23 protein-coding genes, 1 pseudogene and 1 riboswitch are annotated in these 25,757 nt (G+C 66.4%); of the genes and pseudogenes, 19 read left to right on the top strand and 5 right to left on the bottom strand.

Going from position 1 to position 25,757, the window contains the following annotated elements; genetic code table 11:
- From ACFWU2_RS17990 to ACFWU2_RS17980, 3 genes and pseudogenes are all read left to right on the top strand, one after another.
- Positions 1-91 (top strand): annotated as a pseudogene (locus ACFWU2_RS17990) (F420-dependent glucose-6-phosphate dehydrogenase); the annotation flags it as partial.
- Between the two features lie 68 nt (positions 92-159).
- On the top strand, positions 160-2,244 hold the full coding sequence (pta, locus tag ACFWU2_RS17985; protein ID WP_378608696.1) for a phosphate acetyltransferase: 2,085 nt from the start codon (positions 160-162) through the stop codon (positions 2,242-2,244).
- 14 nt (positions 2,245-2,258) lie between these two features.
- Positions 2,259-3,449, top strand: coding sequence for an acetate kinase (locus tag ACFWU2_RS17980; RefSeq protein ID WP_378608772.1), 1,191 nt, complete (start codon positions 2,259-2,261; stop codon positions 3,447-3,449).
- 15 nt (positions 3,450-3,464) lie between these two features.
- On the opposite strand, the gene ACFWU2_RS17975 is transcribed toward ACFWU2_RS17980, so the two are convergent.
- Positions 3,465-4,457 carry a LacI family DNA-binding transcriptional regulator gene (locus ACFWU2_RS17975; protein WP_378608693.1) on the bottom strand — a complete coding sequence of 331 codons (993 nt, stop codon included), beginning with the start codon at positions 4,455-4,457 and terminating at the stop codon, positions 3,465-3,467.
- A 133-nt stretch (positions 4,458-4,590) separates the two neighbouring features.
- Between ACFWU2_RS17975 and ACFWU2_RS17970 the strand changes: the two genes are divergently transcribed.
- The 10 genes from ACFWU2_RS17970 to ACFWU2_RS17925 all read left to right on the top strand — a co-directional run bounded on the left by ACFWU2_RS17970 (position 4,591) and on the right by ACFWU2_RS17925 (position 15,440).
- Entirely contained in the window at positions 4,591-5,625 is a 1,035-nt protein-coding gene (locus ACFWU2_RS17970; protein WP_378608690.1) for a formamidase, read from the top strand.
- A 150-nt stretch (positions 5,626-5,775) separates the two neighbouring features.
- On the top strand, positions 5,776-6,408 hold the full coding sequence (locus ACFWU2_RS17965; RefSeq protein WP_378608687.1) for a flavin reductase family protein: 633 nt from the start codon (positions 5,776-5,778) through the stop codon (positions 6,406-6,408).
- Positions 6,405-7,280, top strand: coding sequence for a carbon-nitrogen hydrolase family protein (locus tag ACFWU2_RS17960; protein WP_378608685.1), 876 nt, complete (start codon positions 6,405-6,407; stop codon positions 7,278-7,280). The genes ACFWU2_RS17965 and ACFWU2_RS17960 overlap by 4 nt, the downstream gene beginning before the upstream one ends.
- 1 nt (position 7,281) lies before the next feature.
- Positions 7,282-8,313, top strand: a complete 1,032-nt coding sequence (locus tag ACFWU2_RS17955; RefSeq protein WP_378608682.1) for a hypothetical protein — start codon at positions 7,282-7,284, stop codon at positions 8,311-8,313.
- Position 8,314: 1 nt separating this feature from the next.
- The gene (locus tag ACFWU2_RS17950) at positions 8,315-9,574 is read left to right on the top strand and encodes an FAD-dependent monooxygenase (protein ID WP_378608679.1); all 1,260 of its coding nucleotides are present in this window, start codon (positions 8,315-8,317) and stop codon (positions 9,572-9,574) included.
- A gap of 43 nt (positions 9,575-9,617) precedes the next feature.
- Positions 9,618-11,027 carry an MFS transporter gene (locus tag ACFWU2_RS17945; RefSeq protein ID WP_378608676.1) on the top strand — a complete coding sequence of 470 codons (1,410 nt, stop codon included), beginning with the start codon at positions 9,618-9,620 and terminating at the stop codon, positions 11,025-11,027.
- The gene (locus ACFWU2_RS17940) at positions 11,027-11,878 is read left to right on the top strand and encodes an FAD binding domain-containing protein (RefSeq protein WP_378608673.1); all 852 of its coding nucleotides are present in this window, start codon (positions 11,027-11,029) and stop codon (positions 11,876-11,878) included. The genes ACFWU2_RS17945 and ACFWU2_RS17940 overlap by 1 nt, the downstream gene beginning before the upstream one ends.
- Positions 11,875-14,256, top strand: coding sequence for a xanthine dehydrogenase family protein molybdopterin-binding subunit (locus ACFWU2_RS17935; RefSeq protein ID WP_378608670.1), 2,382 nt, complete (start codon positions 11,875-11,877; stop codon positions 14,254-14,256). Before ACFWU2_RS17940 ends, ACFWU2_RS17935 begins: the two co-directional genes overlap by 4 nt.
- The gene (locus tag ACFWU2_RS17930) at positions 14,253-14,747 is read left to right on the top strand and encodes a (2Fe-2S)-binding protein (protein ID WP_378608667.1); all 495 of its coding nucleotides are present in this window, start codon (positions 14,253-14,255) and stop codon (positions 14,745-14,747) included. Before ACFWU2_RS17935 ends, ACFWU2_RS17930 begins: the two co-directional genes overlap by 4 nt.
- A 27-nt stretch (positions 14,748-14,774) precedes the next feature.
- The gene (locus ACFWU2_RS17925) at positions 14,775-15,440 is read left to right on the top strand and encodes an SRPBCC family protein (protein ID WP_072703932.1); all 666 of its coding nucleotides are present in this window, start codon (positions 14,775-14,777) and stop codon (positions 15,438-15,440) included.
- An 18-nt stretch (positions 15,441-15,458) separates the two neighbouring features.
- Here ACFWU2_RS17925 and ACFWU2_RS17920 read toward each other — a convergent pair whose 3' ends face one another.
- The 3 genes from ACFWU2_RS17920 to ACFWU2_RS17910 are packed head-to-tail and all read right to left on the bottom strand — an operon-like array spanning position 15,459 to position 19,964.
- Positions 15,459-17,741: a tetratricopeptide repeat protein gene (locus tag ACFWU2_RS17920; protein ID WP_378608663.1), complete on the bottom strand. Its 2,283-nt coding sequence runs from the start codon at positions 17,739-17,741 to the stop codon at positions 15,459-15,461.
- A 7-nt stretch (positions 17,742-17,748) separates the two neighbouring features.
- The gene (locus ACFWU2_RS17915) at positions 17,749-18,720 is read right to left on the bottom strand and encodes a glutamate ABC transporter substrate-binding protein (protein WP_378608660.1); all 972 of its coding nucleotides are present in this window, start codon (positions 18,718-18,720) and stop codon (positions 17,749-17,751) included.
- Positions 18,717-19,964: a hypothetical protein gene (locus tag ACFWU2_RS17910; RefSeq protein ID WP_378608657.1), complete on the bottom strand. Its 1,248-nt coding sequence runs from the start codon at positions 19,962-19,964 to the stop codon at positions 18,717-18,719. The genes ACFWU2_RS17915 and ACFWU2_RS17910 overlap by 4 nt, the downstream gene beginning before the upstream one ends.
- Positions 19,965-20,205: 241 nt before the next feature.
- Here ACFWU2_RS17910 and ACFWU2_RS17905 point away from each other — a divergent pair, with 241 nt between their 5' ends.
- Positions 20,206-21,060, top strand: a complete 855-nt coding sequence (locus ACFWU2_RS17905; RefSeq protein ID WP_378608655.1) for an NUDIX domain-containing protein — start codon at positions 20,206-20,208, stop codon at positions 21,058-21,060.
- Positions 21,061-21,070: 10 nt separating this feature from the next.
- Here the strand turns inward: ACFWU2_RS17905 and thiE are convergent, their stop codons facing one another.
- Positions 21,071-21,763 carry a thiamine phosphate synthase gene (thiE, locus tag ACFWU2_RS17900; protein ID WP_378608652.1) on the bottom strand — a complete coding sequence of 231 codons (693 nt, stop codon included), beginning with the start codon at positions 21,761-21,763 and terminating at the stop codon, positions 21,071-21,073.
- 28 nt (positions 21,764-21,791) lie between these two features.
- A riboswitch (TPP riboswitch) is annotated at positions 21,792-21,906 on the top strand.
- On the opposite strand from thiE, the gene thiO reads away from it, so the two are divergent.
- From thiO to ACFWU2_RS17875, 5 genes are all read left to right on the top strand, one after another.
- Complete coding sequence (thiO, locus tag ACFWU2_RS17895) at positions 21,901-22,974, top strand: glycine oxidase ThiO (RefSeq protein ID WP_378608650.1); 1,074 nt, start codon at positions 21,901-21,903, stop codon at positions 22,972-22,974. It overlaps the preceding riboswitch by 6 nt.
- On the top strand, positions 22,971-23,201 hold the full coding sequence (gene thiS, locus ACFWU2_RS17890) for a sulfur carrier protein ThiS (RefSeq protein WP_378608648.1): 231 nt from the start codon (positions 22,971-22,973) through the stop codon (positions 23,199-23,201). The genes thiO and thiS overlap by 4 nt, the downstream gene beginning before the upstream one ends.
- Positions 23,194-23,994 carry a thiazole synthase gene (locus ACFWU2_RS17885; RefSeq protein WP_378608646.1) on the top strand — a complete coding sequence of 267 codons (801 nt, stop codon included), beginning with the start codon at positions 23,194-23,196 and terminating at the stop codon, positions 23,992-23,994. The genes thiS and ACFWU2_RS17885 overlap by 8 nt, the downstream gene beginning before the upstream one ends.
- Before the next feature lie 50 nt (positions 23,995-24,044).
- On the top strand, positions 24,045-24,974 hold the full coding sequence (locus tag ACFWU2_RS17880; protein ID WP_378608643.1) for an ABC transporter ATP-binding protein: 930 nt from the start codon (positions 24,045-24,047) through the stop codon (positions 24,972-24,974).
- Positions 24,974-25,756: an ABC transporter permease gene (locus ACFWU2_RS17875; protein WP_378608641.1), complete on the top strand. Its 783-nt coding sequence runs from the start codon at positions 24,974-24,976 to the stop codon at positions 25,754-25,756. The genes ACFWU2_RS17880 and ACFWU2_RS17875 overlap by 1 nt, the downstream gene beginning before the upstream one ends.
- Position 25,757 lies beyond the last annotated feature (1 nt).

Here is a 25,757-nt window from a genome sequence, read left to right as displayed (position 1 = left end):
TTTGGTGTTTCATGCGCCGGGTCATGATCAGCGGCGGTTTTTGGAGTTGTTCGAGCGGGATTTGGCGCCGCGTTTGCGCGCACTCGCCTGACCGGTTCCCCACGCGAGTTGTTGCGGGGTGTCCTCTCTCCGGGGGCACCCCGCACTAGGGTGGCAACCATGAGTGCTGCTGAAGATTCCGTATCGAGCATCTACATCGCAGCCCCGGAAGGTGACACCGGGAAGTCGACGGTGGCCCTGGGGTTGTTGCAGACGCTGTGCGCTTCCACCGCCCGTGTCGGCGTCTTCCGGCCCATCGCGCGATCCGACAGCGACACCGACCACATCCTGGAACTGCTGCTCGAGCGCACCACCGCCGATCTCAGCTACGACGACTGCGTCGGCGTGACCTACGACGAGGTGCACGCCGACCCCGAGACGGCGCTCGGCGACATCGTGACCAAGTACCACGCCGTCGCCGACCGATGCGACGCCGTGGTGGTCGTCGGCAGCGACTTCACCGAAATCGCCAACCCGAGCGAACTCGCCTATAACGCGCGCATCGCCGCCAATCTCGACGCGCCCGTGTTGTTGGTGCTCCGCGGCGCGCGCCGCACCCCCGAGGAGATCGCCCACCTCGCCGACCTGTGCGCGAGCGAACTGGCGTTCCACCACGCGCACCTGAGCGCTATCGTCGTCAACCGGTGTCCACCGGAGGCGCTCGAGGAGGTCGCTGCTGCACTCGGTGGCCGGAAGGAACCGGTATGGACCCTGCCGGAAGTGGCGATACTCAACGCACCGACCGTCGCCGAACTGCAGACCGCGATCGGCGGCAAGCTCTACAGCGGCGACCCCGACTTGCTGCAGCGGGAAGCACTGCGCATCATGGTCGGCGGCATGACCGCCGAACGCATTCTCGAACGCATCACCGAGGGTGTCGTCGTCATCGCACCGGCGGACCGGTCCGACGTCATCCTGACGCTCGTCAACGCCAATGCGGCAGAAGGCTTTCCGACGCTGTCCGGCATCATCATGAACGGCGGACTGCTCCCGCACCCCGCCATCGCCCAGCTCCTGTCCGGTCTCGGCTCGAATCTGCCGATCCTCACCACCGACCTCGGTACCTTCGATACCGCCTCTGCGGCGGACCGCACCCGGGGGCGCATGGTGCTCGGCGCGCAGCGCAAGATCGACACCGCGCTCGCTCTCGTCGAACAGCACGTCGACACTGCCGCCCTGCTGGAGCGGTTGCGGCTGCCCCGGCTGTCGGTCACCACGCCGCAGATGTTCGAGTATCAGCTCATCGACCGTGCCCGCAGTGCACCGCGGCACATCGTGCTTCCCGAAGGAGAGGACGACCGCATCCTGCGGGCGGCGGGGCGGGTACTGCAACGGCACATCGCGGACCTCACGATTCTCGGTGACGAACCTGCGGTCCGGCAGCGCGCTGCCCAGCTCGGAGTGGACATTTCCGGTGCGCAGATCATCGACCCGCGCACATCCGAACTCGGTGAGCGTTTCGCCGAGGAGTACCACGAGCTTCGCCGGCACAAGGGCATGACTCTCGACCGCGCAACCGAAATCATGCGGGACGTCTCGTACTTCGGAACGATGATGGTGCATTTCGGACTTGCCGACGGAATGGTGTCCGGCGCCGCACACACCACCGCGCACACCATCCGCCCGTCGTTCGAGATCATCAAGACCGAACCCGGAGTGTCGACGGTGTCGAGCATCTTCCTGATGTGCCTGTCCGACCGGGTCCTCGCGTACGGCGACTGCGCGGTCGTGCCCGCGCCCACCGCCGACCAGCTTGCGGATATCGCCATCTCGTCGTCGGCGACGGCGGCGAAATTCGGAATCGAACCACGTATCGCGATGCTGTCGTATTCGACCGGAGAATCAGGTTCGGGCGCGGATGTCGACAAGGTGCGCACCGCCACGGCGCTCGTCAGGGAGCGCCGCCCCGACCTCGCGGTGGAAGGGCCGATCCAGTACGACGCGGCGATCGAACCGACGGTCGCGAGCGCAAAGCTTCCCGATTCGGAGGTGGCCGGGCGCGCCACGGTGTTCATCTTCCCCGACCTCAATACCGGCAACAACACGTACAAGGCGGTGCAACGCAGTGCCGGCGCCGTCGCGATCGGGCCGGTGCTGCAGGGGCTGAACAAGCCGGTCAACGATCTGTCGCGCGGGGCGTTGGTCCAGGACATCGTCAACACCATCGCGATCACGGCAATTCAGGCGCAGGGAGAAGAATCGTGAGCACATCCACCTCGTTGACCGCGGGGACCGTCTTGGTACTCAATTCGGGTTCGTCGTCGATCAAGTTCCAGCTCATACACCCCGAAACCGGGGAAGCTGTAGCGCACGGACTCATCGAGCGCATCGGTGAGCCGGAGGGGCGGATCATCTTCCACCACACCACCGGAACCGAGGAACGGGTGGGCGAGATCCGCGACCACCGGGCCGGTTTGCGCACGGTGCTGGACATGCTCGAGACGCTGGGCAGGCCGCTGCAGGAAGCCGGTATCGCAGCCGTCGGACACCGGGTCGTTCACGGCGGCACCGTGTTCCACGAACCGACGCTCGTCGACGACGACGTGGTGAAGGCCGTGGCCGAGTTGTCCATCCTTGCGCCGCTGCACAATCCGGCGAACGCCATAGGGATGGAGGTCGCGCGCGAGGAACTGCCCGACATCCCGCATGTCGCAGTCTTCGACACCGCGTTCTTCCACGCGCTCCCCGCAGCAGCCGCAACGTACGCACTCGAGCGAAACATCGCTCGCGAGCACGACATCCGGAGATACGGATTCCACGGGACGTCGCACGAATACGTCTCACAGCGCGCGGCAGCGTTCACCGGTCGCGATCAGGCCGAGCTGAACCAGATCGTGCTGCACCTCGGCAACGGCGCATCCGCGTCGGCCATCGAGGGTGGCCGTCCGATCGACACGTCGATGGGGCTCACTCCTCTCGAGGGCCTGGTCATGGGCACGCGGACAGGCGACATCGACGCCGGCGTCGTCATGCACCTCAATCGGGTCGCGGGAATGAAGGTCGACGCGATCGACGACCTGCTCAACCGGCGCTCCGGACTCCGCGGCCTTTCCGGTGTCAACGACTTCCGCGCGCTGCTGAACCTCATCGACGAAGGCGACGAAGACGCGAAGATCGCATACGACGTCTATGTGCACCGTTTGCGGAAGTACATCGGTGCGTACGTCTTCGAGTTGGGGGGAGCGGACCAGATCATCTTCACCGCGGGCGTAGGCGAGAACAATGTCGATGTCCGGCGTGACGCGCTCGCGGGCCTGGAACGGCTCGGCATCGTGGTCGACCTCGAACGCAACGCAGCTCCCGGCAAGGGGGAGCGCCGGATCTCCGCAGACGATTCGAAGGTCGAAGTCCTGGTGATCCCCACCAACGAGGAACTCGCTATCGCCCGCGCCGCTGCGGAATTCGCGTAACGGCCGGTACACCGGCTAGGCGGGAACGGTGGATTGCCGAACGACGAGCCGAGGAGTCAATGCCACCGACGACGCCGGTAATCCGTGGGTGACTGCGAGCAGCATCTCGGCCGCGTGCATGCCGATCTCCCGGTGGGGACTGTGCACTGTCGTGAGAGGTACGGTCAGTTCGCTACAGATGGGGATGTCGTTGTAGCCGACGACTCCTATGTCCTGTCCCGGGCGCAGCGAGCGCTCCCGCAGGACCCCGAGCACGCCGATCGCGCTGAAGTCGTTCGCGGCGAAGATCGCGGTCGGTGGCTCGGGCAGCGACAGCAGCGCTTCGGCTCCGCGCCTTCCGGCGGCAGGATCGAATCCCTCTTCGCGCACGTAGGGGGCCGGCACCTCGATTCCGGCGTCGTTCAGTGCCGCAATGCAACCTTCCAGTCGATCGATGCCTGTGCTGGCCCACCGCGGTCCGGAGATGATCCCTACCCGGGTATGACCGAGGCGGGCGAGGTGCTCCCCGACGAGACGGCCGCCGAGGCTGTCGTCACAAGTCGCCGACAGCGCTCCGGGATATCTTCGGCTGACGAGTACGAACGCCACTCCGCGCCGAGAGAGTTCGTCGAGGTTTGCGTTGTCGAGCCGAGCGTCTCCGAAGATGAGGCCGTCGACGTTGCGTCCGAGGAGGAGATCGATCCGTCGGCGTTGCCGAGCAGCATCGTCATGGGTGTTCGCGACGAAGGTTTCGTACCCTGCCCGGTTGGCGGTGTCTTCGATCGCGTCGTACATGGCGGAGAGGACGATGTCGGTGAGGTGAGGGACGAGGACACCGAAAGCGGTCGATTTCTTCGTCGTCAGGCTTGCTGCGTTGGGGTTGGGTACGTACCCCAACTCCTGAGCGAGACGGGACAATCGGAGGTCGCTTTCGGTGGCGGACCGGGGGTCTGCCGCCACGCGTCGCAATGCACGTGACACGGTCGAAATGTGTACGCCCGCAGCTTCGGCGACCGTTTTCAACGTCACGTTTGCCGACGTCCTTTTCACCAGGGTCGCTCCCTCCGCCGATCCGCCAGTGCTGCCGTGGTCTTGCTCGGCCCCTAAGCTAGCACCGCGTGCAATCGATTGCGCAACACGTTGCTACGGCAAAGGAGTGCATATGACCGGTCTCGGAGGCCTCAATCCGTCCCCATCGTCCCTGACTTTGGGCCTGGTGCAGCAGCGGGTTCCGCTGGTCGAAACAATGGCCGACGTCGACGCGGCCACCGATCGGGTGGTCGCGGCACTGCGCGCCGCCAAGGACGGGTTCTCCGCCCTCGACCTCGTGGTCTTTCCCGAGTACTCGCTGCACGGACTCCGGAAGTCCGGATGGGCCCGGGACGAACTGATGTGCGACCTGGACGGTCCGCAGGTCGAGCGGCTGCGTCTCGCCTGCCGGGATGCCGGCGTGTGGGGGTGTTTCAGCGTGATGGAGCGCAATCCGAACGGGGCGCCGTTCAACTCGGGGATCGTCGTCGACAGCGCCGGTGAGATCGCACTCTATGTGCGCAAACTGCATCCGTGGACCCCGAAGGAGCCGTGGGAGCCCGGCGACATCGGTGTGCCGGTGTGCCGGGGACCGAAGGGCTCGGTGCTGTCGCTGCTGATCTGTCACGACGGAATGTTTCCCGAGGTCGCGCGCGAGGCGAGTTACCGAGGCGCCAACGTCTTGCTGCGGACCGCGGGCTACAAGTTCCCCCTGAAGCAGTCCTGGCGGATCACCAACGAAGCCAATGCCTTCCAGAACCTCGCGTACACCGCGTCGGTGTGTCTGGCGGGACACGACGGTAATGGCATTCCCTCGATGGGTGAGGCGATGGTCTGCGACTTCGAGGGAACCATCGTCGAGCGCGGAGATTCCACCCCCGACCGTGTCGTGACCGCGACGATCGAGCCCGCGCGGGCTGATGCCGCCCGGCGCGAGTGGGGCGTGGAGAACAACATCTACCAGCTCGGCCACCGCGGATATACCGCTCTCGCAGGTGGAGCGACGGATTGCCCTTACACCTACATGAGCGACCTCGTGTCCGGCCGTTACCGGGTGCCGTGGGAGGACGAGGTGCAGATCGTCGACGGGACCAGCGAAGGTTACGGGCCGCCTCGCGAGGCGGGATCCAGCGTGGACACCGCCCGGGGCGGGCTCGAGGCCCGGTGACGGGGCGGATTGTGACACGCATGTAACGGCAATGTGAAAGCTTTCGGGATACGCGACGAAAGCTCGACAATTAGTCCGAGCTGCATCTATCTTCTCCTTACGCAATCGGTTGCACAACCATTTGCGCATCTCGGAGGAGAGGCTTCCCGTATGACTTCCCAGAGCGGTGACCGCGTATCGGTCGCGGACCGGACCCGCTACGACGTCGGTGCAATGACCGAAGGCGACGTGTACAAGTTGCTGTCGTGCGCGGTGCAACCCCGGCCGATCGCGTGGGTCTCGACCGTCTCTGCCGCGGGGGTCCGGAATCTCGCACCGTTTAGTTTCTTCACCGTCGCCTCCCGGAATCCCGCCACGCTGATGATCTCCATCGGCGAACGCATCGGGGCACCGGGCGAGCCGAAGGACACGCTGGTCAACATTCGCGAGACCGGAAATTTCGTCGTGAACATTCCTTCCGCCGACACTGCCGACGCCGTCACCGCCTCGTTCGCCACCGTCGAGCCGGACGTCGACGAGTTCGCCCTCTCCGGCGCGACACCGATCGCGTCGCACTCCGTGTCGGCGCCGTCGGTGCTGGAATCGCTCATCTCACTGGAGTGCGCACTGCTCCAGGAAGTGGAACTCGGCACCGACACCCTCGTACTCGGGACGGTCACGACTGTCACGTCCCGGCCCGGTGTCCTGTCGGAGAACCTGCACGTCGACACCCTCGAACACCATTTTCTCGGCCGCCTCGCCGGCCCGTTCTACACGACCGACATGAACAGGGTCGCGCAGTGACCGCCGCGGGTGAACTGGACGCACGCGAAGCATCCTCCGACGTGGACACCATCAATATCGCAGTGGTGCAGACGGAGTCGCGCCCCGGACGGTGGCAGCGCAACATCGACGAGGTCGCGGTAACTGTTCGCCGACTCGCAGCCGAGGGCTCGGACATCATCGTTCTTCCCGAGTTCTTCGCCAGCGGATACGACCTCGAGGGCGACATCCCGTCCGTCGCGGAAACGGTGCCCGGCAGAACCTCCGACGCACTGGCCGACTTGGCCACCGAGACAGGCACCGTCCTCGTCACCGCACTGCCGCACCGCACCCCGGAAGGAACGGTCGCAGACAGTTCCCTGGTAGTCGGTCCGGATGGACTGCTCGCACTCGGGCACAAACGATTCCTGTGGGGACAGGAGAATTCGGTGTTCACCCCCGGCGCGCAGAGCGGGCTCCTCGTGCCCACACCGTTCGGAACCATCGGCGTGGTCATCTGCTACGAGGCGGGATTCCCGGAAACCGTGCGGGACCTGGCACGACGGGGAGCTGACATCATCGCGATTCCCTCGGCATTCGGTCATCCGCGCCTGCACGTGTGGAAGCTGCTGACGCGATCGCGAGCACTGGAGAACGGGGTCGTCGTCGCCGCGGCCGGCCTCACCGGCCGTACGGGCGGTGGCCCGCGGTTCGCCGGACACAGCGTCATCGTCGGTCCACGCGGCCGCACGATCGCCGAGCTGGACGAGAGCGTCGGTGCCGTTGCGGCAGTCGTCACCCGTAGTTCGCTTTCCGAAGCCCGCCAGGAAGTCCCGTACCTGAAGGACCTGCTACGTCTCGGCGGAATAGCCGGGCACACGAGCACCACCGAGAAGACACTGGAGAGGAACTGAGATGTTCGACCTGAGATCAGCCGATCTGCTGCGCGCGTTCACGCGCCAGCTCGAACTGTGCAAGGTCCGGCCCGGGGAACAAGTGGTGATCCTGGCGGAACCGGCCAGTCGCGGCGACTACGTTGCCGCTGCGTTCGGTGCTGCCCAGAGTCTCGGCGCTCAGGTGCTGTCGGCGACCGTCCCGGGAGGTAGCGCCGCGCCGATGCCCAGCACCCACACCGGTGCCGGCCCCGGCCTGGTCTCCGTGATGAACAGTGTGGCGACGCAGAACCTGCTCAAGGCAGCCGATCTCGTCGTCGACCTCACCAGCGAGGGGTTCATCCACGCACCCATCCAGCAGGAGATCCTTGCCTCCGGCACCCGCATCATCTTCGTCTGCGACGCACCGGACGTGCTGATCCGCAATATGCCCCAGGAAGGCGACAAGGAGCGCGTACAAGCGGGCGTCGATCTGGTCCGGCAGGGATCGATCATGCGCATCACCAACGAGGCCGGCACCGATCTCACAGTGGAACTGCGCAATTCGCAGCCCGAGTTCCAGGTCGGCTTCGCGGACGACAAGGGACGATGGGATCACTGGCCCAGCACCATGGTGTTGTGCTGGCCCGAAATCTCCAACGGCCGGATCGTCCTGTCCGAGGGCGACATCCTGTTGCCCTTCAAGGAATACGTCCGTGAGCCCACGACCCTGACCGTGACGAACGGCCACATCGACGAGGTCACCGGGGGAGCCGAAGCAGCATTGCTGAACATGTTCTTCGCCGATTCGAACGACAAGTGGGCCCGGTACCTCTCGCACATGGGCTGGGGCCTGATGAAGTCGGGCGACTGGTTCGCCGCAGCGATGTACGGCAAGGACGACATCATGGGCATGGATGCCCGGGCGTTCGCCGGAAGCTTCCTCTGGTCGACCGGACCCCACCCCGTTCTCGGGCGTGACTCCTACGCGCATCTCGACATCGGAATGCGCTCGTGCACCGTGTCCATCGACGGCATCGATGTCGTCACCGAAGGCCGATTGGTGGAGAACTGACATGGCACCCATCCAAGTAGTGATCGCGGGCGGAGGGCTCGGCGGACTCACGGCGGCACTCGCACTGCGTCATCGCGGCCTGCAGGTCACCGTCCTGGAGGCGGCGGCCGAACTGGGCGAAGTCGGCGCGGGCATCCAGACCGCCCCGAACGCGAGCCGGATTCTGATCGGTCTCGGAATGCGGCGCCAACTCGAGGCCATCAAGACCGAGCCCATGGATCAGGTGCGACGCCGATGGGAGAACGGCAAGGTCGTCGCGCTCACCTCGCTCGGTGAGTACTGCAAGGAGAAATTCAACGCGCCGTACTGGCACTACCATCGCGCGGATCTGCATTCGGCAATCCACGTCAAGTGCCTCGACCCCGAGGGCCCCGGGCCCATCGTGGAGTTCGTGACCGACGCGCAGGTGGTCGACGTCGACCGCACGAATCCCTCACGCCCGGTGGCGGTCACGTCGAACGGTGGACGATACGAGGCCGACGTGGTCATCGGGGCAGACGGCATCCGTTCGACCGTGCGCGACGTCATCGGCCTACCGGACACGTTGGTCTTCTCGGGCGAAATGGCCTTCCGCGCACTGGTTCCCGGAGACCGCATCGTCAAGGATCCCGCAACCCGCTGGCTCGTGGACCGCTACCAGAGCACGATCTGGTACGGCCCCGACCGCCACCTCGTCCACTACATGATCCGGGACGGGGAGTACCTCAACATCGTCGCGCTCGTCCCGTGCACCGACGAGGTGCGCGACGGAGGACCCAGACTGGTGGGGCCCGAAGAGCTGATGGCAGCCTTCCCCGGCTGGGACGACCGCGCGCTCGCCATGATGGCCAAGGCCGACGAGAACGTGCTGTGCCAGGCCCTGTACTACCGCAGGCCCGATCCGAGATGGGTCGAAGGCCGGGTCGCCCTGCTCGGTGACGCGTGCCATGCCATGCTTCCCTACCAGGCCCAGGGCGCCTCGCAAGCCATGGAGGACGCCGCAGTCCTCGCGGAAGAACTCGGCCGGGTAACCGCCGCCGGAATCGACGAAGCGCTGGCGCGCTACGTATCCCGTCGTGCGCGACACGCTCGCATGGTGCAGGATGCAAGCCTGCAGAACAAGACTTTCTATCACCTACCCGATGGACCCGAGCAACAGCTGCGGGACGCGACACTGGCGTCGTTCTCTGGGGAATCCGATATCTCGTACGACTGGCTCTGGAGCGGCACACCGCTCGACGACAGCGACGACGAGAAATTCCACTACGCGTTCGTCCGATAGCGAATCGGATGCAGCGCAAACATATCCGCGCCGGAGGGTTGCGATGAAAACTGGTGACCAAGTAGTACAGGAGCTCCCCTGGAAATGGGGAGTGCAAGGAAAAATCTTCATCATCGGCGGTCTCGGGTACATGTTCGATGCCTGGGATGTCGCACTCAACGGGTTCTTGACGCCGCTGCTCGGCACCTACTGGGATCTGACTACCGCCGAGCGGGGCCTGGTCGCCACCGGAAACCTGGTTGGCATGGCAGTCGGTGCCGTGGTGTGGGGCACTCTCGCCGACCGGATGGGGCGGAAGCGTGCCTTCTCCTTGACGCTGCTGATCTTCGCGCTGTTCTCGGTGCTCGGCGCTTTCTCGCCGAACTTCGAGGTCTTCATTCTGCTCCGCTTCCTCGCGGGCTTCGGCCTCGGTGGTTGTATCCCCGTCGACTACGCACTTGTCAGCGAGTTCTCGCCACGCAAGATCCGCGGCAAGGTCCTCTCGGCTATGGACGTGTGGTGGCCCATCGGTGCCACCGTGTGCGGCGTGGTCGCTACGCTCCTCGTGCCGATCGACGGCGACGTGCGCTGGCGATACATGTTGCTGTTCATGGTTCTGCCTGCGCTGCTGCTCTTCTGGGTGCGACGCGGCATTCCTGAGTCACCGATCTATCTCGCCAAGGTCGGCCGCGAGACAGAGGCTCGTGCGGTCATCGACGACATGGTCGAGCGCACCGGGGCACCGGTGGTCGAGTACGTCATCGTCCCGGAAACCGAGTCGCGCGGTCCCGGCGGCCTGCGGGCCGGCTGGACGCAGCTCAAGTCCGTCTGGACCTACAGCCCCGGTATCACGGCCACCGCGTGGATGCTGTTCGTCTCGATCATGTTGCTCTACTACGCCGCGCTCAGCTGGATGCCCTCGATCCTGCGGGCCGAGGGTTACGGGGAATTCGCGGCCTTCGCCGGCACCACTCTGATGACCGGCGTCGGAATCGTCGGCGTGCTCACCTCTGCGCTGCTGGTCGAGGTGTTCGGACGTAAATGGGTCATCGGGTTGTCCGGACCTGTCGCCGGTGTCGCGCTGGTGCTGTTCGCCATGATGCTGGACGTGCAGTCTGCCGCACTGATCTGGCTGGGAATCTTCGGGTTCGTCATCCAGCTCACGATTCCGGTGCTGTACTGCTACGTCTCCGAGCTGTACCCGACGACGATCCGCGCATCCGGCTTCGGCTACGCCTCGTCCGTCAGCCGTATCGCGACAGGTTTCGCACCGTTGCTGTTCGGTTCGGTGATGTGGCCGATCCTCGGCTTGCCGCTCACCTTCGGAATCGTCACCGCATTCGTCGTGTTCGCTGTTCTCTGGATGTCGTACTTCGCACCCGAGACCAAGAACCGTGAACTCGACACGCTCGTAGACGATTCCGCTGTCGGCGGCGGAACCCCCGACACCGTCGGTGGAGAGGTCCGGGTCTGATGAAGCCCGCACGATTCGACTATCACCGCGCACGCGACGTACAGGGCGCACTCCGGTTGCTTGCCGATCTGGGTGAGGACGCGAAGATCATCGCGGGCGGTCAGTCACTGGTCGCCATGATGAACTTCCGTCTGGCCCGCCCGGCTCACCTCGTCGACGTCGGTGCACTCGACGCGCTGCGTTACGTTCGCAGGGACGACGAGGGGCTCCACATCGGCGCGCTCACCACGCATCTCGAAGTGGAGTCGGGGGGCCTCGATGCAGACTTCGCGGTGCTCAGCGAAGCGATGCGGTGGGTCGGTCACTACCCGATCCGGACGCGGGGCACAGTGGGCGGGAGTATCGCGCACGCCGACGCAACAGCGGAATGGTGCCTTCTCGCAGTGCTTCTCGACGCCGTGATCGTCGTCGAGAGTGTGCGCGGACGGAGGTCGATCGATGCGGGCTCGTTCTTCTTCGGTTTCTATTCCACCGAATTGGCATTCGACGAGATGATCGTCGAGATCGTCTTCCCGAACCCGGCTCCTCACGCCGCGATAACGGAGTTCGCGGAACGGCAGGGCGACTTCGCGATCGTCGCAGCAGCCGTTTCGCTGGACCTCCGCGGCGCCGAGGTGGTGGGCGGAAGGGTCGCACTGGGTGGCGTCGGGGCCACGCCGGTGCGATCACCCGAGGCCGAACGGGTACTCGCCGCCGGCGGCACGTTCGACGACTGTGCCGAGACCGCCGCCGACGCGCTCGAACTCGAGGACGACGGCGCGTACACCGCCGACTATCGCCGTACCCTCGTCCGCACGCTGGTGGCCCGAGCGTGTAAAGACGCACTGGTCTCCCAAGGAGTTTCGTCATGACGACCGTTGCACCCAGCCATGGGGAGGGCACCCAGGCCAAGTTCGTAGGCAGATCTGTAGCACGCAGGGAAGACCCGCGGTTGCTCACCGGCCGCGGCCGATTCGTGGACGACATCTCCATGCCCGGTCTGCTGCACGCCCAGTTCGTCCGCAGCACGGTGGCCGCGGGTTCGGTGACCGCGCTCGACGTGTCGGATGTCCTCGGCGTCGACGGTGTGCGTGCGGTGTTCACCGCCCCCGATCTCGCATTGAAACCGATCCGGGCCGAGCTGAGTCGGCCACTCGAGGAGTTCGTTCCCACCGACATGCCGATTCTGAGCAGTGACCGGGTGCGGTATGTCGGTGAACCTCTGGCTCTTGTCGTCGCCGACGACGCCTACACGGTCGAGGACGGACTCGAAGCAGCCCGCGTGGCATACGAGACCGTCACCGCGATCACGTCCGCGGACCAAGCCCTCTCGGCCGGCGTTCCGTTGGTGCACGACGAAGCAGTGAACAACACGGTCGTCGACGTGCAGATGTTCGCCACCGAGGGCATCGACGAGATTTTCGATGCCGCGCACACGGTCGTGTCGGTGCAGTCACGTACCGGTAGGCAGAACGCCCTTCCGCTCGAAACCAGGGGCTGCATCGCCCATTGGGATGATCGCGACGAACAGTTGATCATCTACATCTGCACACAGATACCTCACCAGGTACGCACCGTCACAGCTCACTGTCTCGGCCTCCAGGAGCAGCAGGTCCGCGTGATCGTTCCGGACATGGGAGGGGGCTTCGGACAGAAATGCGTGGTGGGACGCGAGGAAATCGCCGTAGCAGCAGCGGCATTGAAACTTCGGCGCCCTGTGAAGTGGATCGAGGACCGTAAGGATGCCCTGACCGCGTCGTTCCTGGCGCGTGAACAACAGTACGACGTGCGGGCGGCGTTCGATGCGGAGGGGCACATTCTGGGGCTCGACGCCGACGTGATCTGCGACATGGGCGCGTACTCGTGCTACCCGTTCACGGCCGGCATCGAGCCTCTGATGGCGTCGGCAGAAATGCCTGGCGTGTACCAGGTTCCCGCGTACCGCGTCCGGGGACGTTCGATCTTCAGCAACAAGACCCCGACTGCCCCGTACCGCGGAGTGAGCCGGCCCCAGTACGTGATGGTCATGGAGCGGCTGTTCGAGAGAGCTGCCCGGGAGTTGGGCCTGGACGCGGTGGAGATCAGGCGTCGCAACGTGATCACGGCGTTCCCGTACACGGGGATCAACAACGTGACCTACGATCCCGGCTCCTACCTGGAGGCGCTCAACGCCTGTGAGAAAGCCCTGCGCGATGAAGGCTGGTACGAGTTCAAGGAACGCGCGGAAGCGGAGGGCCGGCACATCGGTATCGGCTACTCATGTTTCAGTGAACGTACTGGCTATGGAAGCACGGCATTCGCAGCACGGAAGATGAAAGTCGTGCCCGGATTCGATATCTCCGAGATCCGCATGGATGTCTCCGGGACAGTTTCAGCGACCACGGGCACGATGAACCACGGTCAGAGTCACGAGACCACGATGGCGCAGATCGTCGCAGATCGTCTCCGTGTCCAGGTAGAACAGGTCAAGATCGTGCAAGGTGATACCGACCGGATCACCTACGGATTCGGCTCGTTCGCTTCGCGCTCGATCACCATCGGCGGGAGCGCCGTGTCGGTCGCGGCAGATAAACTGGGCCAGAAGCTGTGCGAGATTGCGGCGCATCTGCTGGAGACGCGCCGCGACAACGTCGAACTCGCACCCGGTCGTGTCCGGCAGATCGACGACCATTCGAAGTTCGTCACCCACCGGGACATCGCGGACGTCGCCTACCTCCGTGCCCAGTTGCTGCCCAAAGGGGTCGATCCCGGGTTGTCCGCGACGGCGAGCTTCGACGTGTTCAACGACGGAACGTTCTCCAACGCGACCCACGGTGTCGTGGTCGAACTGCACGAGGGCACCGGAAAAGTCGAGATCCTCAGGTACTTCTGTGTGGAGGACTGCGGAGTCGCCATCAACCCGAAGGTTGTCGAGGGACAGTGCCGCGGCGGTATCGCCCAGGGCATCGCGGGAGCACTGTTCGAGCAGGTCTCCTACGACGACAACGGCAACCCGTTGTGCGCGAGCTTCATCGACTACAAGGTACCGACGGCCTGTGAGATACCCGAGATCGGTATCCACCACCTCGAAACACCCTGTCTGTTCACAGAATCCGGCGCCAAGGGTGCCGGTGAGGGTGGCACGATCGGCGCGCCTGCCGCGGTGCTCAATGCCGTCAACGACGGACTGCGGGCAACGGGAGTCGAACTCGACAACACGCCGATCACGCCGGTAGCCGTGCAACGCGCCCTGCGGAAGGAGATCGCATGAGCAACAAACAACTGATCGAACTGACCGTCAACGGTGTCGATCACGAGGTGATCACCGAGCCACGCCGCACTCTCGTGGACGTGCTGCGGCACGACCTGCGGCTGACGGGTACGCACGTAGGCTGCGAACACGGAGTGTGCGGGGCCTGCACCGTTCTGATCGACGGCAAGCCCGCCCGGGCATGCCTCACGTTCGCGGCGCAGGTCGAGAACACGGAGATCCGCACCGTCGAGTCGCTGAACACCGACGGCACGCTGAGCGACATGCAACAGGCGTTCGCCGATCATCACGGTCTGCAATGCGGTTTCTGTACCCCGGGATTCCTGATGCTCGCCGAGGGCTACCTCGCCGAGAACCCGGACGCGACCAAGGAAGAGATCCGCGAGGTCGTCGCCTCGAACTACTGCCGCTGCACCGGTTATCAGACCATCGTGGAGGCAATCGACGCGTGCGCCGAGCAACGTCGGTGCGCCGCCTGCCCGAAGTCCTGAGGCTTGTCCCCGAAACGGAGAACTGCTGTGTTACTGACCAATACGCTCGACATCGACGCGTCCGCCGACGACGTGTTCCGGTTGATCAACGACGATGTCGAACGAGTCGCCACCTGCGTGCCGGGCGCTGCGATCACCGGCAAGGACGGTGAGACCTTTCTCGGAGGAGTGAAGGTCAAGGTCGGGCCGATCAGCGCGTCGTACTCCGGCACGATCCGCTTTCTCGAAATCGATCCTGACGCGAAAACGCTGAGGCTGGCCGCGAAGGGTGCCGACTCGCACGGCAACGGCGACGCCGAGGCGGAAGTGGCGATCACCATCGAGCCGAGAGGCGCAGGTTCGCGCCTGACCCTCCGGACCGACCTGGTGATCAGCGGCAAGATCGTCTCCTTCGGTAAGGGCGCGATCGTGGCAGTGTCGAACAAGGTGCTGCAGCAGTTCGCCGTCAACCTCGGTGCCATGCTGGCGGGCAGCCCGCAGGCGACTCCCGTCGCGGCGGGAACCGCACCCACCCCCCGGACTCCCGCCGGTCTGCAGACCGCTCCGGCGGCCGCTGCTCCCCTCGCAGCCGGCGAGTTCGACGCGATGGCGCTGCTCCCCGCGCCTGCGCGCAAATACGGTCTAGTCACCGCGGTATTTCTCGCCGGCATGGTGGAGGGCTGGCTGGTTACGCGCGCCTTCGGTCGTCGATAGGGAGAACGCGTCGGCCCCTCAGATCAGGCTGCGGGGCCGGATGGCATTCGCGAGATCGACCAGGGTGTAACGGTGCGCGCGCTCCGGGCACTTGCGGGCGAGTTCGCGAAGGGCGGCTTCGGTGCCCCGGCGCAGGCCGTTCTCCGTGAACCGGCTGTCGAGGATCCGGCCGTGGTCACGCCGGGGGGATCGGCCGGCCCGGACCCATTCGAGGGCGGTGCCGAGCACCAGGGCGCGCATCTGCAGGGCGCGGCTCTCGTCGGCCGGCAACGACGACACACGCTGTGCGGCGTCGACGAGGTCGGCATCGGTCAGCTCGTCGATGTTGCCGTGACGCAGCAGGATCAGCGCCGCGGTCATGTTCGCGACGTTGTGGTGCCGAGACGTGTGGGGAACCTGGTCGAGGACGTCGACCGCATCGCCGGTCCTGCCGCTGCCCGCGAGTTGGCGGGCGAGGCCGAAGGCAGCACTGACCACGCTGTGATCGGTGCGCCACACTGTGCGGTAGAAGTTCTCGCAGAAGGTCCGCCAGGACGCGGGATCGTCGCTCTCCCAATGTTCGAGCGTCAGTTCCGCGGTGGCGGCCAGCGCGAGTTTGGGTGCGAGCTCACCCGGCAATGCCTGCAGCACCCGATCGAAGCGGGTGAACGCGCCTTCGTAGTCTGCTTGCAGCAGGGCAGCGTTACCCGCGTACCAGTCGATACGCCAATCGGCGCCGATCTCTCGTTCGAGCCGGGTGAGGATCTCGATGGCTTGTTCGCCGCGCCCCAGATCAAGGTTGGCCCGCACTTCGGCGAGAGTGATCTCGCGGGAGAACGCGGCGTCGGTGGTCCCGGACACGCGCTCGAGTCCGTTGTCTCGCGCGTGCCGCAACGAGTCGAGGGTCTGCTGCGGTTCGCTGTGCACGGCTGCGGTGAGAAGAGCGGCACTCGGATCCGCGGGGTCGAGCAGCGGCACGGGCAGCGCCGCGGTGACGTCGCGGGGGGAGAGCATCACCGTGCGGTCGACGCCGTCGGCAAGCGCGTCGGTGCGGGCCACATCCTCGTCGGTGCCGAAGGTCGTGCGTTGCGGGCTGAACATCGTGGAGAACCCGGGATGTTCGGTGCGGGTCTGCTGCGACAGGATTTCGCGGAGCACTCCGGTGAGCTGACCGGCAACCTCGTCGGCCGACGAGAACCGCAGAGCAGGATCCGCGTTCGTCGCGCGCAGGAGCAGGCGGTGGAACGAGTCGAATTCGGCGAGCAACGGAGCTTGCGCCGGTGTGGGCAGTCCGTCGAGGTAGCGGCCCTTCTCCGACGGCATCTCCAGGGTGAGCACCGCAAGAGTCCGGCCCACGGTGTAGATGTCGCTGGCGACGGTGGGACCCGTCCGCACGATCTCGGGCGCTTGATATCCGGGGGTGCCGTACAGGTACCCGTAGTCCTCGATGCCCGCCACGGCGCCGAGGTCGATCAGTTCGAGTTGCTCGTCGGTGACCATGATGTTCTCGGGTTTGAGGTCGTTGTAGACGAGCCCGATGTCGTGCAGATACTGCAGTGCCGGAAGAACTTCCAGCATGTAGGCGATGGCCTGATCCACCGGCATCCGTTGTGGCTTGGGGTACGTGTCGAGGACTTCCCGCAGCGTGTGCCCGCCGACGTACTCCATGACGATGTAGCCCATCGGCGTGCCGTCGGGGAGTGGATGCTCGACGAAGTTGTAGATGCGGACGATGCTCGGGTGGCTCACCTCTGCAAGGAATTGCTGTTCGGCGACCGCGACGGCTTGCGCCTCCGCGTCACCCGAGTGCAGCAGACCCTTGAGGACAACCCACCGATCGCTGACGTTGCGGTCCACAGCGAGGTAGATCCAGCCGAGCCCGCCGTGCGCGAGGCACCCTTGGATTTCGTACTGGCCCGCCACGAGATCTCCGCGCCGCAGGACCGGGGTGAAGGAGTAGGGCGACCCGCACCGCGGGCAGGTGCCCGTCGTCGGTCCCGGGCCGGACGGAGTGCTGCGCCCGACCGGCTCGCCGCACTTCCAGCAGAACCGTTTCCCCTCCGCGACATGCGGCGTGCGCAGAACGGCGTGCATCGGGTCCTGTGGCGCAGCGACCGGGACATCGACCAGTCCTGCGATCCGCCGACGGCCCGCTCCGCGCGGCCGGGTACGCCGGCTCGAGGAACGCTGAGAGGGCATCGAGCGCTCGGACCGGCCCGTGTCCAGGAGCGGGGCACGCTGCGTTCCCTGCCCCGGCGCGGTCTCGCTCTGCGCGTTCGCGGAAGCGGGGTCTGCGTCGTCGGGTGGGCGGTTGGCGGACATCACTTCCTCAATCCACGTACGTGGGTGCCGGTGGCTCCGGCGCGGGCCCCAGTACCGAAAGGTACCTGTCGTAGAGTGCGGTCCAGGTGCCGTCCGAGCGGATACGTTCCAGTGTGCGGTTGACGAACCGAACCAGGTCGTCGTTGCCGCGGGTGATCCCGATTCCGTACGGTTCCGTGCGCAGTGAATCTCCGACGACTTCGACGTACGGGTCCTGCGCGGCGAAGCCCGCCAGAATCGTGTCGTCGGTGCTCACGGCGTCGACCTGCTGTTGCTGGAGCACCACCAGGCAGTCCGCCCAGGACGGGACCGTCAGAATCGACGCGGACGGTTGTACCTCGCGCATCCGCTCGAGCGAGGTGGTGCCGTCGACGATGCACACGCGTCGCCCCACGAGGTCGGAGACGTTGCGAATCCCGGAATTCCTGACCACGAGCACGCGTTGCTCGGCGCGCAGATAGGTCGTGGAAAAGTCCACGAGTTCGCGACGTGCGCACGTGATGCTCATCGTCTTCGCCACGATGTCCACCGTCGAACTCTGCAGCGCCTCCTCGCGCTCGGCGGAACTGAGGATCCGGAAATCGACCAGTTCGGGACTGCCGAGGAGATCACGGGCGATTTCCCGAGCGATGTCGACATCGAAGCCGGTGATGTCACCGGTGGTGGGGTCGCGATAACTCAGCAGATTGCTCCCGGCGTCGAGCCCGACGATGAGGCGGCCCCGAGCGCGGATCGCGTCGAGGGTGGGCCCGGAGTCGGCGCCGTTCGGGCGCAGGCTCGCTGTGGGATCGCCGCATTCCGGTGAAGCGGATGTCGGCCCGGACGGTTCGGCGATCTCGGCGCCCTCCGGAAGCGGAAATGTTCTCTCGGTGGTCTCGACGACGGACGGACGAGCGGAAGGCTGCGTGCCGCAGGAGAATACGAGAGCAGCGACGGCGCACAGTGCAGCGACGAAGACGGAAGGGCGGCGCGATCTCATTGGTACTCCCTGATCCGTCGCCACAGTCCGATTCCGGTTCCCGTGAGTGCAATGACGACGAGGATCACCGCGGCCGGGACGAGCCCCGACAACGTGCGGGAGGCACGGGACTCGTTGTCGCGTAGTTCGGTACGTGACTCTGCGATGGCGGTCGAGAGGGCGTCGTCGAGTGTCGTGAACTGTGCGGTCGATTCGTCCGGACCGGGTCCGATCACCAGGACGACGGCGGCCTCGTAGTCGCCGCGTTCGAGAGCGTCCGTCGTGCGCGCATGAGAATTGATCCACGCGTCACGGGCTGCTTGCGCACGCTGTACCGCTTCGACCCCGGCTTCGGTCGGGTCGGCGCCGCCGTACCGTTCGAGAAGATCACCGAGGCGGGTGATCCGCTCGTCGTACGTTCCGTCGTACGCACCGGTGGTGTGACGTTGCGCCAGCAGCAGCGTTTCGGCGGTGCGTGACTGCTGGGCGAGGATTCTGCTCTCTGTGAGGACCGCCAGTGGTTCGGCGCCCTGTTCGAGTGCGCGTTCGGTGGCGTCGGAGGACACCAGTCCCGCGACGAGCAGCCAGGCGAGCAGCGACCCGGCGGCGGCGATGGCCACCAGCAGACCGAGATTGAATGTGCGCCGGGTTTTGCGGCTGACCAGCATGTGAACCGCGACGAGTGCAGCGACGGTGACGAGTAGCAGTCCGATCGCCGGCCAGGGTGGTCGCACCGCGGCACGTTGAGTGGCCTCGACCGCGGCGACCCCTTCCGACTGCAGTTCCTGCGCCGCGGGAAGCAACACGGACTGCATCATGTACGACGCTTCACCGAGATAGGCGGAGCCGACGGGATTGCCGCCGCGCGAATTGGCGCGTGCGGTCTCGATCAGCCCGGTGTACACGGGCAGCATGCGTCCGATCTCGGTGAGGTTGCGGGTGCTGTCGGCCTCGTCCGCGGTGAGACCGGTCGCGGCGACCACGAGATGGTCGGAGGCCTCAGCGAGGGCGTCCAGATAACGCTCTCGAACCTCGGCGGGCTCGATGCCCCCGGAGATGAACCCTGTCACCGCGGCGGCGTCTGCTACGGACAGGGCGCTGTACAGGTTTTGGGAAGCGTTCGCGAGCGGTTCGATCGTCGCGAGGAGTCGGCCGTGCGTGTCCTGGCGTGCGCCCACGAGTTGCACCGTCACCACGCACGACGCGACGAGCAGGACGGCGAGCACGCCCGCGAGGACCGCGAAGAGCACAGGAGTGGACTGCAACGTGCTGCTGTGCCGGCGGGCAGCGCGTAGGACCGGGTTTTTGGGATCCTCGGTACGCTGGTCATGGTTCTCGACCGGTAGAACAGTAGGGGTCAGGCGAATATCCACCGCATAACCCCCCTTCTCAGGTTGCCGGTTTTGTGGAGCATATAAGCAGCACGCGAAAGAATGTGCCGACCACGGACACGGGATCTCGTCGCCCGAGCACTTCCGTGACGGCTGGGACCAGGGAGCGGACAGGATGCGCGGTGACGGGGACGGCTGGGCCGTCGGGCCGGACGGTGACAAGCGGTGGGGACGGCACGGTGCCGCCGGATTGCTCCTGCGCGCGCCGCTTCCGGACGGGACTCCCGCTGTTCTTCTACAGCACCGCGCGGCGTGGAGTCATCAGGGCGGGACGTGGGCACTGCCGGGCGGCGCTCGCGACTCGCACGAAAGCACCGTCGACGCGGCGGTCCGCGAAGCGCACGAGGAGGCCGGTATCGAGGTGACGGCACTCGCCGTGCGTGCCGTGCGGGTCACCTCCGGGTCGGAGGGCGGGTGGACCTACACCACGGTCGTCGCCGACGCCGCTGCTCCGCTCGACACCACGCTCAACGGCGAGAGCACCGAACTTCGCTGGGTGCCCGAAGAGCAGGTCGGCGAGATGCCGTTGCACGCTGGCTTCGCGGAGGCGTGGCCCGCCCTGCGCACCCGCCCGGTACGGATGTTGCTCGACACCGCGAATGTCCTCGGCTCGACCGGGCCGACGGGCTGGTGGCGGGATCGTCCTGGGGCGACGAGTGCTCTGCTCGCGAATCTTGCCGCCGTCCTTCCCCGGACCGTCGAGCTTCCGGACGGCCTGTTCGGATGGGTGCCGCAGGTCGAGGCGGTCCTCGAAGGAGCCGCGCGCGGTGCGGCGACGGACGACGCGCGTATTCCCGTGCACACCGCCGAGGGGAGCGGAGACGACGAACTGGCCCGCCTCGCGGCATGCACCGCGACCGCGGTCGATCCGGGTGTGACGGTCGTGGTCACCGCCGACCGCGGCCTTCGTGAGCGGCTTCCGGAGAGCGCGGTGGCACTGCCCCCGTCCGCTGTCCTGGCGTGGCTCTAGAGCGCGTCGTTCACGGTGTGGGCAGCGCGGCCTTCAACGCGGCGGCTGCGGCGCGCGGATCGGCGGCCTCGGTGATGGCCCGCACGACGGCGATCCGGGTGGCGCCCGCGTCGAGGACCTGAGGCAGCCGCTCGAGATCGATCCCGCCGATCGCGAACCACGGCCTGCGGGGATGCGACTTGTGGACCTCTCGCAGCACGTTCAGGCCGGCTGCCGGACGACCCGGTTTGGTCGGGGTGTCCCACACCGGACCCGACGCGAAGTAGTCGACGCCCTCTTCGATGTCGGCGAGCGACGCCTGCCCGCGGGTGCCGGTCGAACGGCCGATCACGATGTCGTCGCCGAGGATGCTCCGCGCATGCTCGACCGGCAGGTCACCCTGGCCGAGGTGGAGGATGTCGGCACCCGCGGCAAGGGCGATGTCGGCTCGGTCGTTGACCGCCAGCAACGCACCGTGGCGCGCGCATGCGTCGGCCAGGATGGACAGGGCTGCGAGTTCGTCACGTGCCTCGAGCCTGCCGTACTTCTTCTCACCCGCCGAACCCTTGTCGCGCAGCTGAACGATGTCGACACCGCCGGTCAGCGCCTCGTCGATGAATCGGGCGAGGTCGCCGGTGTCGCGGCGCGCGTCGGTGCACAGGTACAGCCGGGCGGTCGCGAGACGCCCACGGGGGTCGGGATGGTTGCCGCGGTAGGTGGTCACGGTCAAGACGGTAACCTCTCGGGTAGACGAGATACGACACGGGAGTCCCGAGGTACACGGGGCTGAGAGGGGGCCTGCCGGCCCCGACCGTTATGACCTGAACCGGATCATGCCGGCGCAGGGAGTGAGGTGGACCGATGACAACAGTGGCAGTCGTGGGTGGCGGAGTGATCGGTCTGTCGATCGCGTGGCGCGCGGCCCGCTCGGGGTACGTCGTCACCGTCCACGATCCGGATCCCGGTTCGGGTGCGTCCTGGGTGGCAGGCGGAATGCTCGCCCCGTTGTCCGAAGGGTGGCCCGGAGAAGGTCACGTCCTCGAACTCGGTGCCGCGTCGCTGCAGCGCTGGCCCGAGTTCGCAGCACTCCTCCGGTCCGGGACCGGCATCGACCTGGTGACCTCCACGGCGTCGATGACCGTCGCTCTCGACGCCGCAGACGCCGCGGACCTGCGCACGGTCGCCGAGTGGGTGCAGGCGCAGGGTCATGAGATGCGGGTGCTCTCCCGCGCCGAGGTGCGCGACCTCGAACCCTCCCTCGGACCTCGCATCCGACTCGGTCTGCTCGCGTCGGCGGAATTGTCCGTGGACAACCGCGCGCTCGTCGTCGCCCTGCGTCGTGCCGCCACCGATGCCGGTGTCCGATTCTCCGAGGCACCGGTCGCCGATCTCGCCGACCTCGCCGACCTCGCCGCCGATCGCGTCGTGCTCGCGGCCGGTTCCGCCTCCTCCCGACTGTGGCCGGGCCTGCCGGTACGGCCCGTCAAGGGTGAGATCCTGCGGCTGCGGATGCGTCCGGGAGCGACCCCGCTTCCGGAGCGCACCATTCGGGGCAACGTCCACGGCAGACCCGCCTACCTGGTGCCCCGCCGTGACGGTCTCGTCGTCGGTGCCACCCAGTACGAGGCGGCAGATACGCAGGTGACGGTCGCGGGGGTGCGCGACCTGATCGCCGATGCGGAGGCACTGCTGCCGGCGATCGGCGAGTACGAACTCCACGAGGCGAGCGCGGGACTGCGCCCCATGACACCGGACAACCTTCCGCTCATCGGACGGTTGTCGGAGCGCGTGATCGCCGCGACGGGACACGGCCGCAACGGCGTGCTGCTCACACCCCTCACCGTCGACGCGGTGCTCGCCGAATTGTCCGAAGATCCCTTGCCCGAGGTGAAGCATGCTTCCCCTCAACGATTTACGGAAGTGGTAGCGCAATGACCGACCGAACTCAGTCGAACCGAACTCAGGTGGGCGTCACCGTCAACGGCGAGGACAAAGACTTCGCGGTGGCACCGACGATGTCCGAACTGCTGGCAAGCATGGGACTGCCCGAGAAGGGCCTCGCCGTCGCAGTCGACGGCGTGGTATTCCCCCGCAGCCGCTGGGGCGAGCGGGTGGCCGCGGGCGCACAGATCGAGATTCTCACGGCGGTCCAGGGTGGCTGACTTCCCCAGCGGCCTCCCCGGCGACCCGGCCGCGGACCTGCCCCCGTTGACCATTGCCGATCGCACCTTCGGATCCCGGCTGATCACCGGAACCGGCGGAGCGGCGAGTCTCGCCGCGCTGGAGGACGCGCTGGTCGCCTCCGGAACCGAACTGACGACCGTCGCGATGCGCCGCGTCGATCCGACATCGGGCACCGGTGTCCTCGATCTGGTGCGCCGGCTCGGGATCGCTCTGCTGCCGAACACCGCCGGTTGCCGCGGCGCGAAGGAAGCCGTACTCACCGCGCAACTCGCACGTGAGGCGCTCGAGACCGACTGGGTCAAACTCGAAGTCATCGCCGACGAGCGGACACTGCTCCCCGACGCGATCGAACTGGTCGCGGCTGCCGAACAATTGGTAGACGACGGATTCGTGGTCCTGCCGTACACGACGGACGACCCCGTGCTCGCGCGCCGGCTCGAGGACATCGGCTGTGCCGCAGTCATGCCGCTCGGCTCGCCCATCGGGACGGGCTTGGGCATTGCGAACCCGCATCACATCGAGATGATCGTCGAGGCCGCCGGGGTGCCGGTGATCCTGGACGCCGGAATCGGCACCGCATCCGACGCCGCGCTCGCAATGGAACTCGGTTGCGACGCAGTGCTCCTCGCAACCGCGGTCACGCGCGCGAAAGAGCCCGCGCTGATGGCATCGGCGATGCGGCACGCGGTCGAAGCGGGATTCCGTGCACGCCATGCCGGACGGATCCCGAAACGGTTCTGGGCGCAGGCGTCGTCGCCTCTCGAACCCTGACGACGGGGTGGCGGCTGCGCGCGCGTTCCCGATCGTGCAGAGTAGGGCCCATGATCGAAGTGACCGGACTGACCAAGACCTTCGGGTCCACGACCGCGGTCGACGATGTGACGTTCACGGTCCGCCCCGGCATCGTCACAGGGTTCCTCGGCCCCAACGGCGCCGGGAAGTCGACGACGATGCGCATGATCCTGGGCCTGGACCGCCCGACCTCGGGCAGCGCGCTCATCGGAGGCAAGCCGTATCGCAGCCTGACTCGGCCGCTCCAGACGGTGGGAGCGCTCCTCGACGCCAAGTGGGTGCACCCCAACAGGACGGCGCGTGCGCACCTTCGGTGGCTCGCGGCGTCCAACGGCCTGCCGGCCTCCCGCGTGGACGAGGTGCTGCGCCAGGTCGGTCTCACCGAGGTCGCCGGGAAGCGCGCCGGCGGGTTCTCTCTCGGCATGTCGCAGCGGCTGGGTCTCGCCGGGGCGTTGCTCGGCGACCCGCAGGTGCTGCTCTTCGACGAGCCCGTCAACGGGCTCGACCCGGAGGGCATCATGTGGATCCGGCGCTTCATGCACGCCCTCGCGGCAGAGGGTCGCACCGTGCTGGTGTCGAGCCACCTGCTGTCGGAGATGGCACAGACCGCCGACCATCTGGTCGTCATCGGGCGGGGACGCCTGATCGCCGACACGTCGGTGAAGGACTTCGTGGACCGGGCCTCCGAATCGGTCGTCGTGGTGCGCAGTCCTTCTGCCGACGAGCTGCGCGGTGCCCTCACCGAGCGGGGTTACACCGTCCGCGAAGAGGACGGGGCGCTGCTGGTGCCGAACGTGGGCATCGCCGAGGTCGGTGAACTCGCCGCGTCGCGATCACTTGTGCTGCACGAACTGTCCAGCCGTAACGCGTCGCTCGAAGACGCATTCATGAAACTCACCGGGGGACACGTGGAATTCCAGGGCACCGGAACCGACGACGTCATGAAAGGCGCACTGTGATGGCGGGGACCGTGCTCGACACGCTGCGGGCCGAACGGATCAAACTCACCTCGGTGCAGTCGCCGTTGTGGTGCACGGTGGTGATCGTCGCGCTCGGGCTGGGCCTGGCCGCGGTGCTCGGTTCCGTCGCGCGCAGTTCGCTCACCGCGGAGGACGAACTGGTGCAGTTCTATCCCACCGTCGATGTCGCCGTCAGCGGTGTCACGGGATTCGGCGTGTTGGTGCTGATGATCCTGGCAGCACTGTCGGTCACCAGCGAATACCGGTTCGGCGTCATCCGCACGACCTTCCAGGCCACGCCCAACCGGACGCTGCTTCTGACGGTCAAGGCAGCGCTCATCGGTGTGCTCGGCGCGATTCTCACCGGGGTGCTCGGTCTCGCGTCGTTCCTTCTCGCGAAGGTGCTGGCGGGACCGGATGCCGGGCGAGATCTCGTGCTCAGCGGCGAGCCGGCGTGGCGGGCGATCTACGGAATCCCGCTCTACGCGTTCCTCTGTGTGGTGCTCGCGATCGGTGTCGGTACGCTGCTTCGCCAGTCCGCCGGGACGATCGCGTTGCTGCTGCTGTGGCCACTGCTCATCGAATCGCTGTTCGGGTTGTTCGGATCGGTCGGGCGTGAAATCCAGCCGTTCCTGCCCTTCGCCAACGCCAACAACTTCCTCAGCATGGAGCAGGGCATCGAATTCCACTGGGGTGCATGGGGTTCCCTCGTGTACTTCGCGGTCTTCACGGCTGTGGTGTTCGCGGTGTCGCTGGTCGTGGTGAACAAGCGGGACGCCTGAG

Origin of the sequence: Rhodococcus sp. NPDC058639, from assembly GCF_042717545.1 — a bacterium.
Taxonomy (GTDB): domain Bacteria; phylum Actinomycetota; class Actinomycetes; order Mycobacteriales; family Mycobacteriaceae; genus Rhodococcus.
This window is presented reverse-complemented; position numbering and strand designations above follow the sequence as displayed.

Excerpts from the sequence above, each read along its gene's own strand:
- ACFWU2_RS17875 (WP_378608641.1), top strand. The coding sequence starts at position 24,974 with ATGGCGGGGACCGTGCTCGACACGCTGCGGGCCGAACGGATCAAACTC.
- thiO (WP_378608650.1), top strand. The coding sequence starts at position 21,901 with ATGACAACAGTGGCAGTCGTGGGTGGCGGAGTGATCGGTCTGTCGATC.
- thiS (WP_378608648.1), top strand. The coding sequence starts at position 22,971 with ATGACCGACCGAACTCAGTCGAACCGAACTCAGGTGGGCGTCACCGTC.
- ACFWU2_RS17930 (WP_378608667.1), top strand. The coding sequence starts at position 14,253 with ATGAGCAACAAACAACTGATCGAACTGACCGTCAACGGTGTCGATCAC.
- ACFWU2_RS17950 (WP_378608679.1), top strand. The coding sequence starts at position 8,315 with ATGGCACCCATCCAAGTAGTGATCGCGGGCGGAGGGCTCGGCGGACTC.
- pta (WP_378608696.1), top strand. The coding sequence starts at position 160 with ATGAGTGCTGCTGAAGATTCCGTATCGAGCATCTACATCGCAGCCCCG.
- ACFWU2_RS17905 (WP_378608655.1), top strand. The coding sequence starts at position 20,206 with ATGCGCGGTGACGGGGACGGCTGGGCCGTCGGGCCGGACGGTGACAAG.
- ACFWU2_RS17880 (WP_378608643.1), top strand. The coding sequence starts at position 24,045 with ATGATCGAAGTGACCGGACTGACCAAGACCTTCGGGTCCACGACCGCG.
- ACFWU2_RS17940 (WP_378608673.1), top strand. The coding sequence starts at position 11,027 with ATGAAGCCCGCACGATTCGACTATCACCGCGCACGCGACGTACAGGGC.
- ACFWU2_RS17945 (WP_378608676.1), top strand. The coding sequence starts at position 9,618 with ATGAAAACTGGTGACCAAGTAGTACAGGAGCTCCCCTGGAAATGGGGA.
- ACFWU2_RS17965 (WP_378608687.1), top strand. The coding sequence starts at position 5,776 with ATGACTTCCCAGAGCGGTGACCGCGTATCGGTCGCGGACCGGACCCGC.
- ACFWU2_RS17970 (WP_378608690.1), top strand. The coding sequence starts at position 4,591 with ATGACCGGTCTCGGAGGCCTCAATCCGTCCCCATCGTCCCTGACTTTG.
- ACFWU2_RS17955 (WP_378608682.1), top strand. The coding sequence starts at position 7,282 with ATGTTCGACCTGAGATCAGCCGATCTGCTGCGCGCGTTCACGCGCCAG.
- ACFWU2_RS17920 (WP_378608663.1), bottom strand. The coding sequence starts at position 17,741 with ATGTCCGCCAACCGCCCACCCGACGACGCAGACCCCGCTTCCGCGAAC.
- ACFWU2_RS17915 (WP_378608660.1), bottom strand. The coding sequence starts at position 18,720 with ATGAGATCGCGCCGCCCTTCCGTCTTCGTCGCTGCACTGTGCGCCGTC.
- ACFWU2_RS17935 (WP_378608670.1), top strand. The coding sequence starts at position 11,875 with ATGACGACCGTTGCACCCAGCCATGGGGAGGGCACCCAGGCCAAGTTC.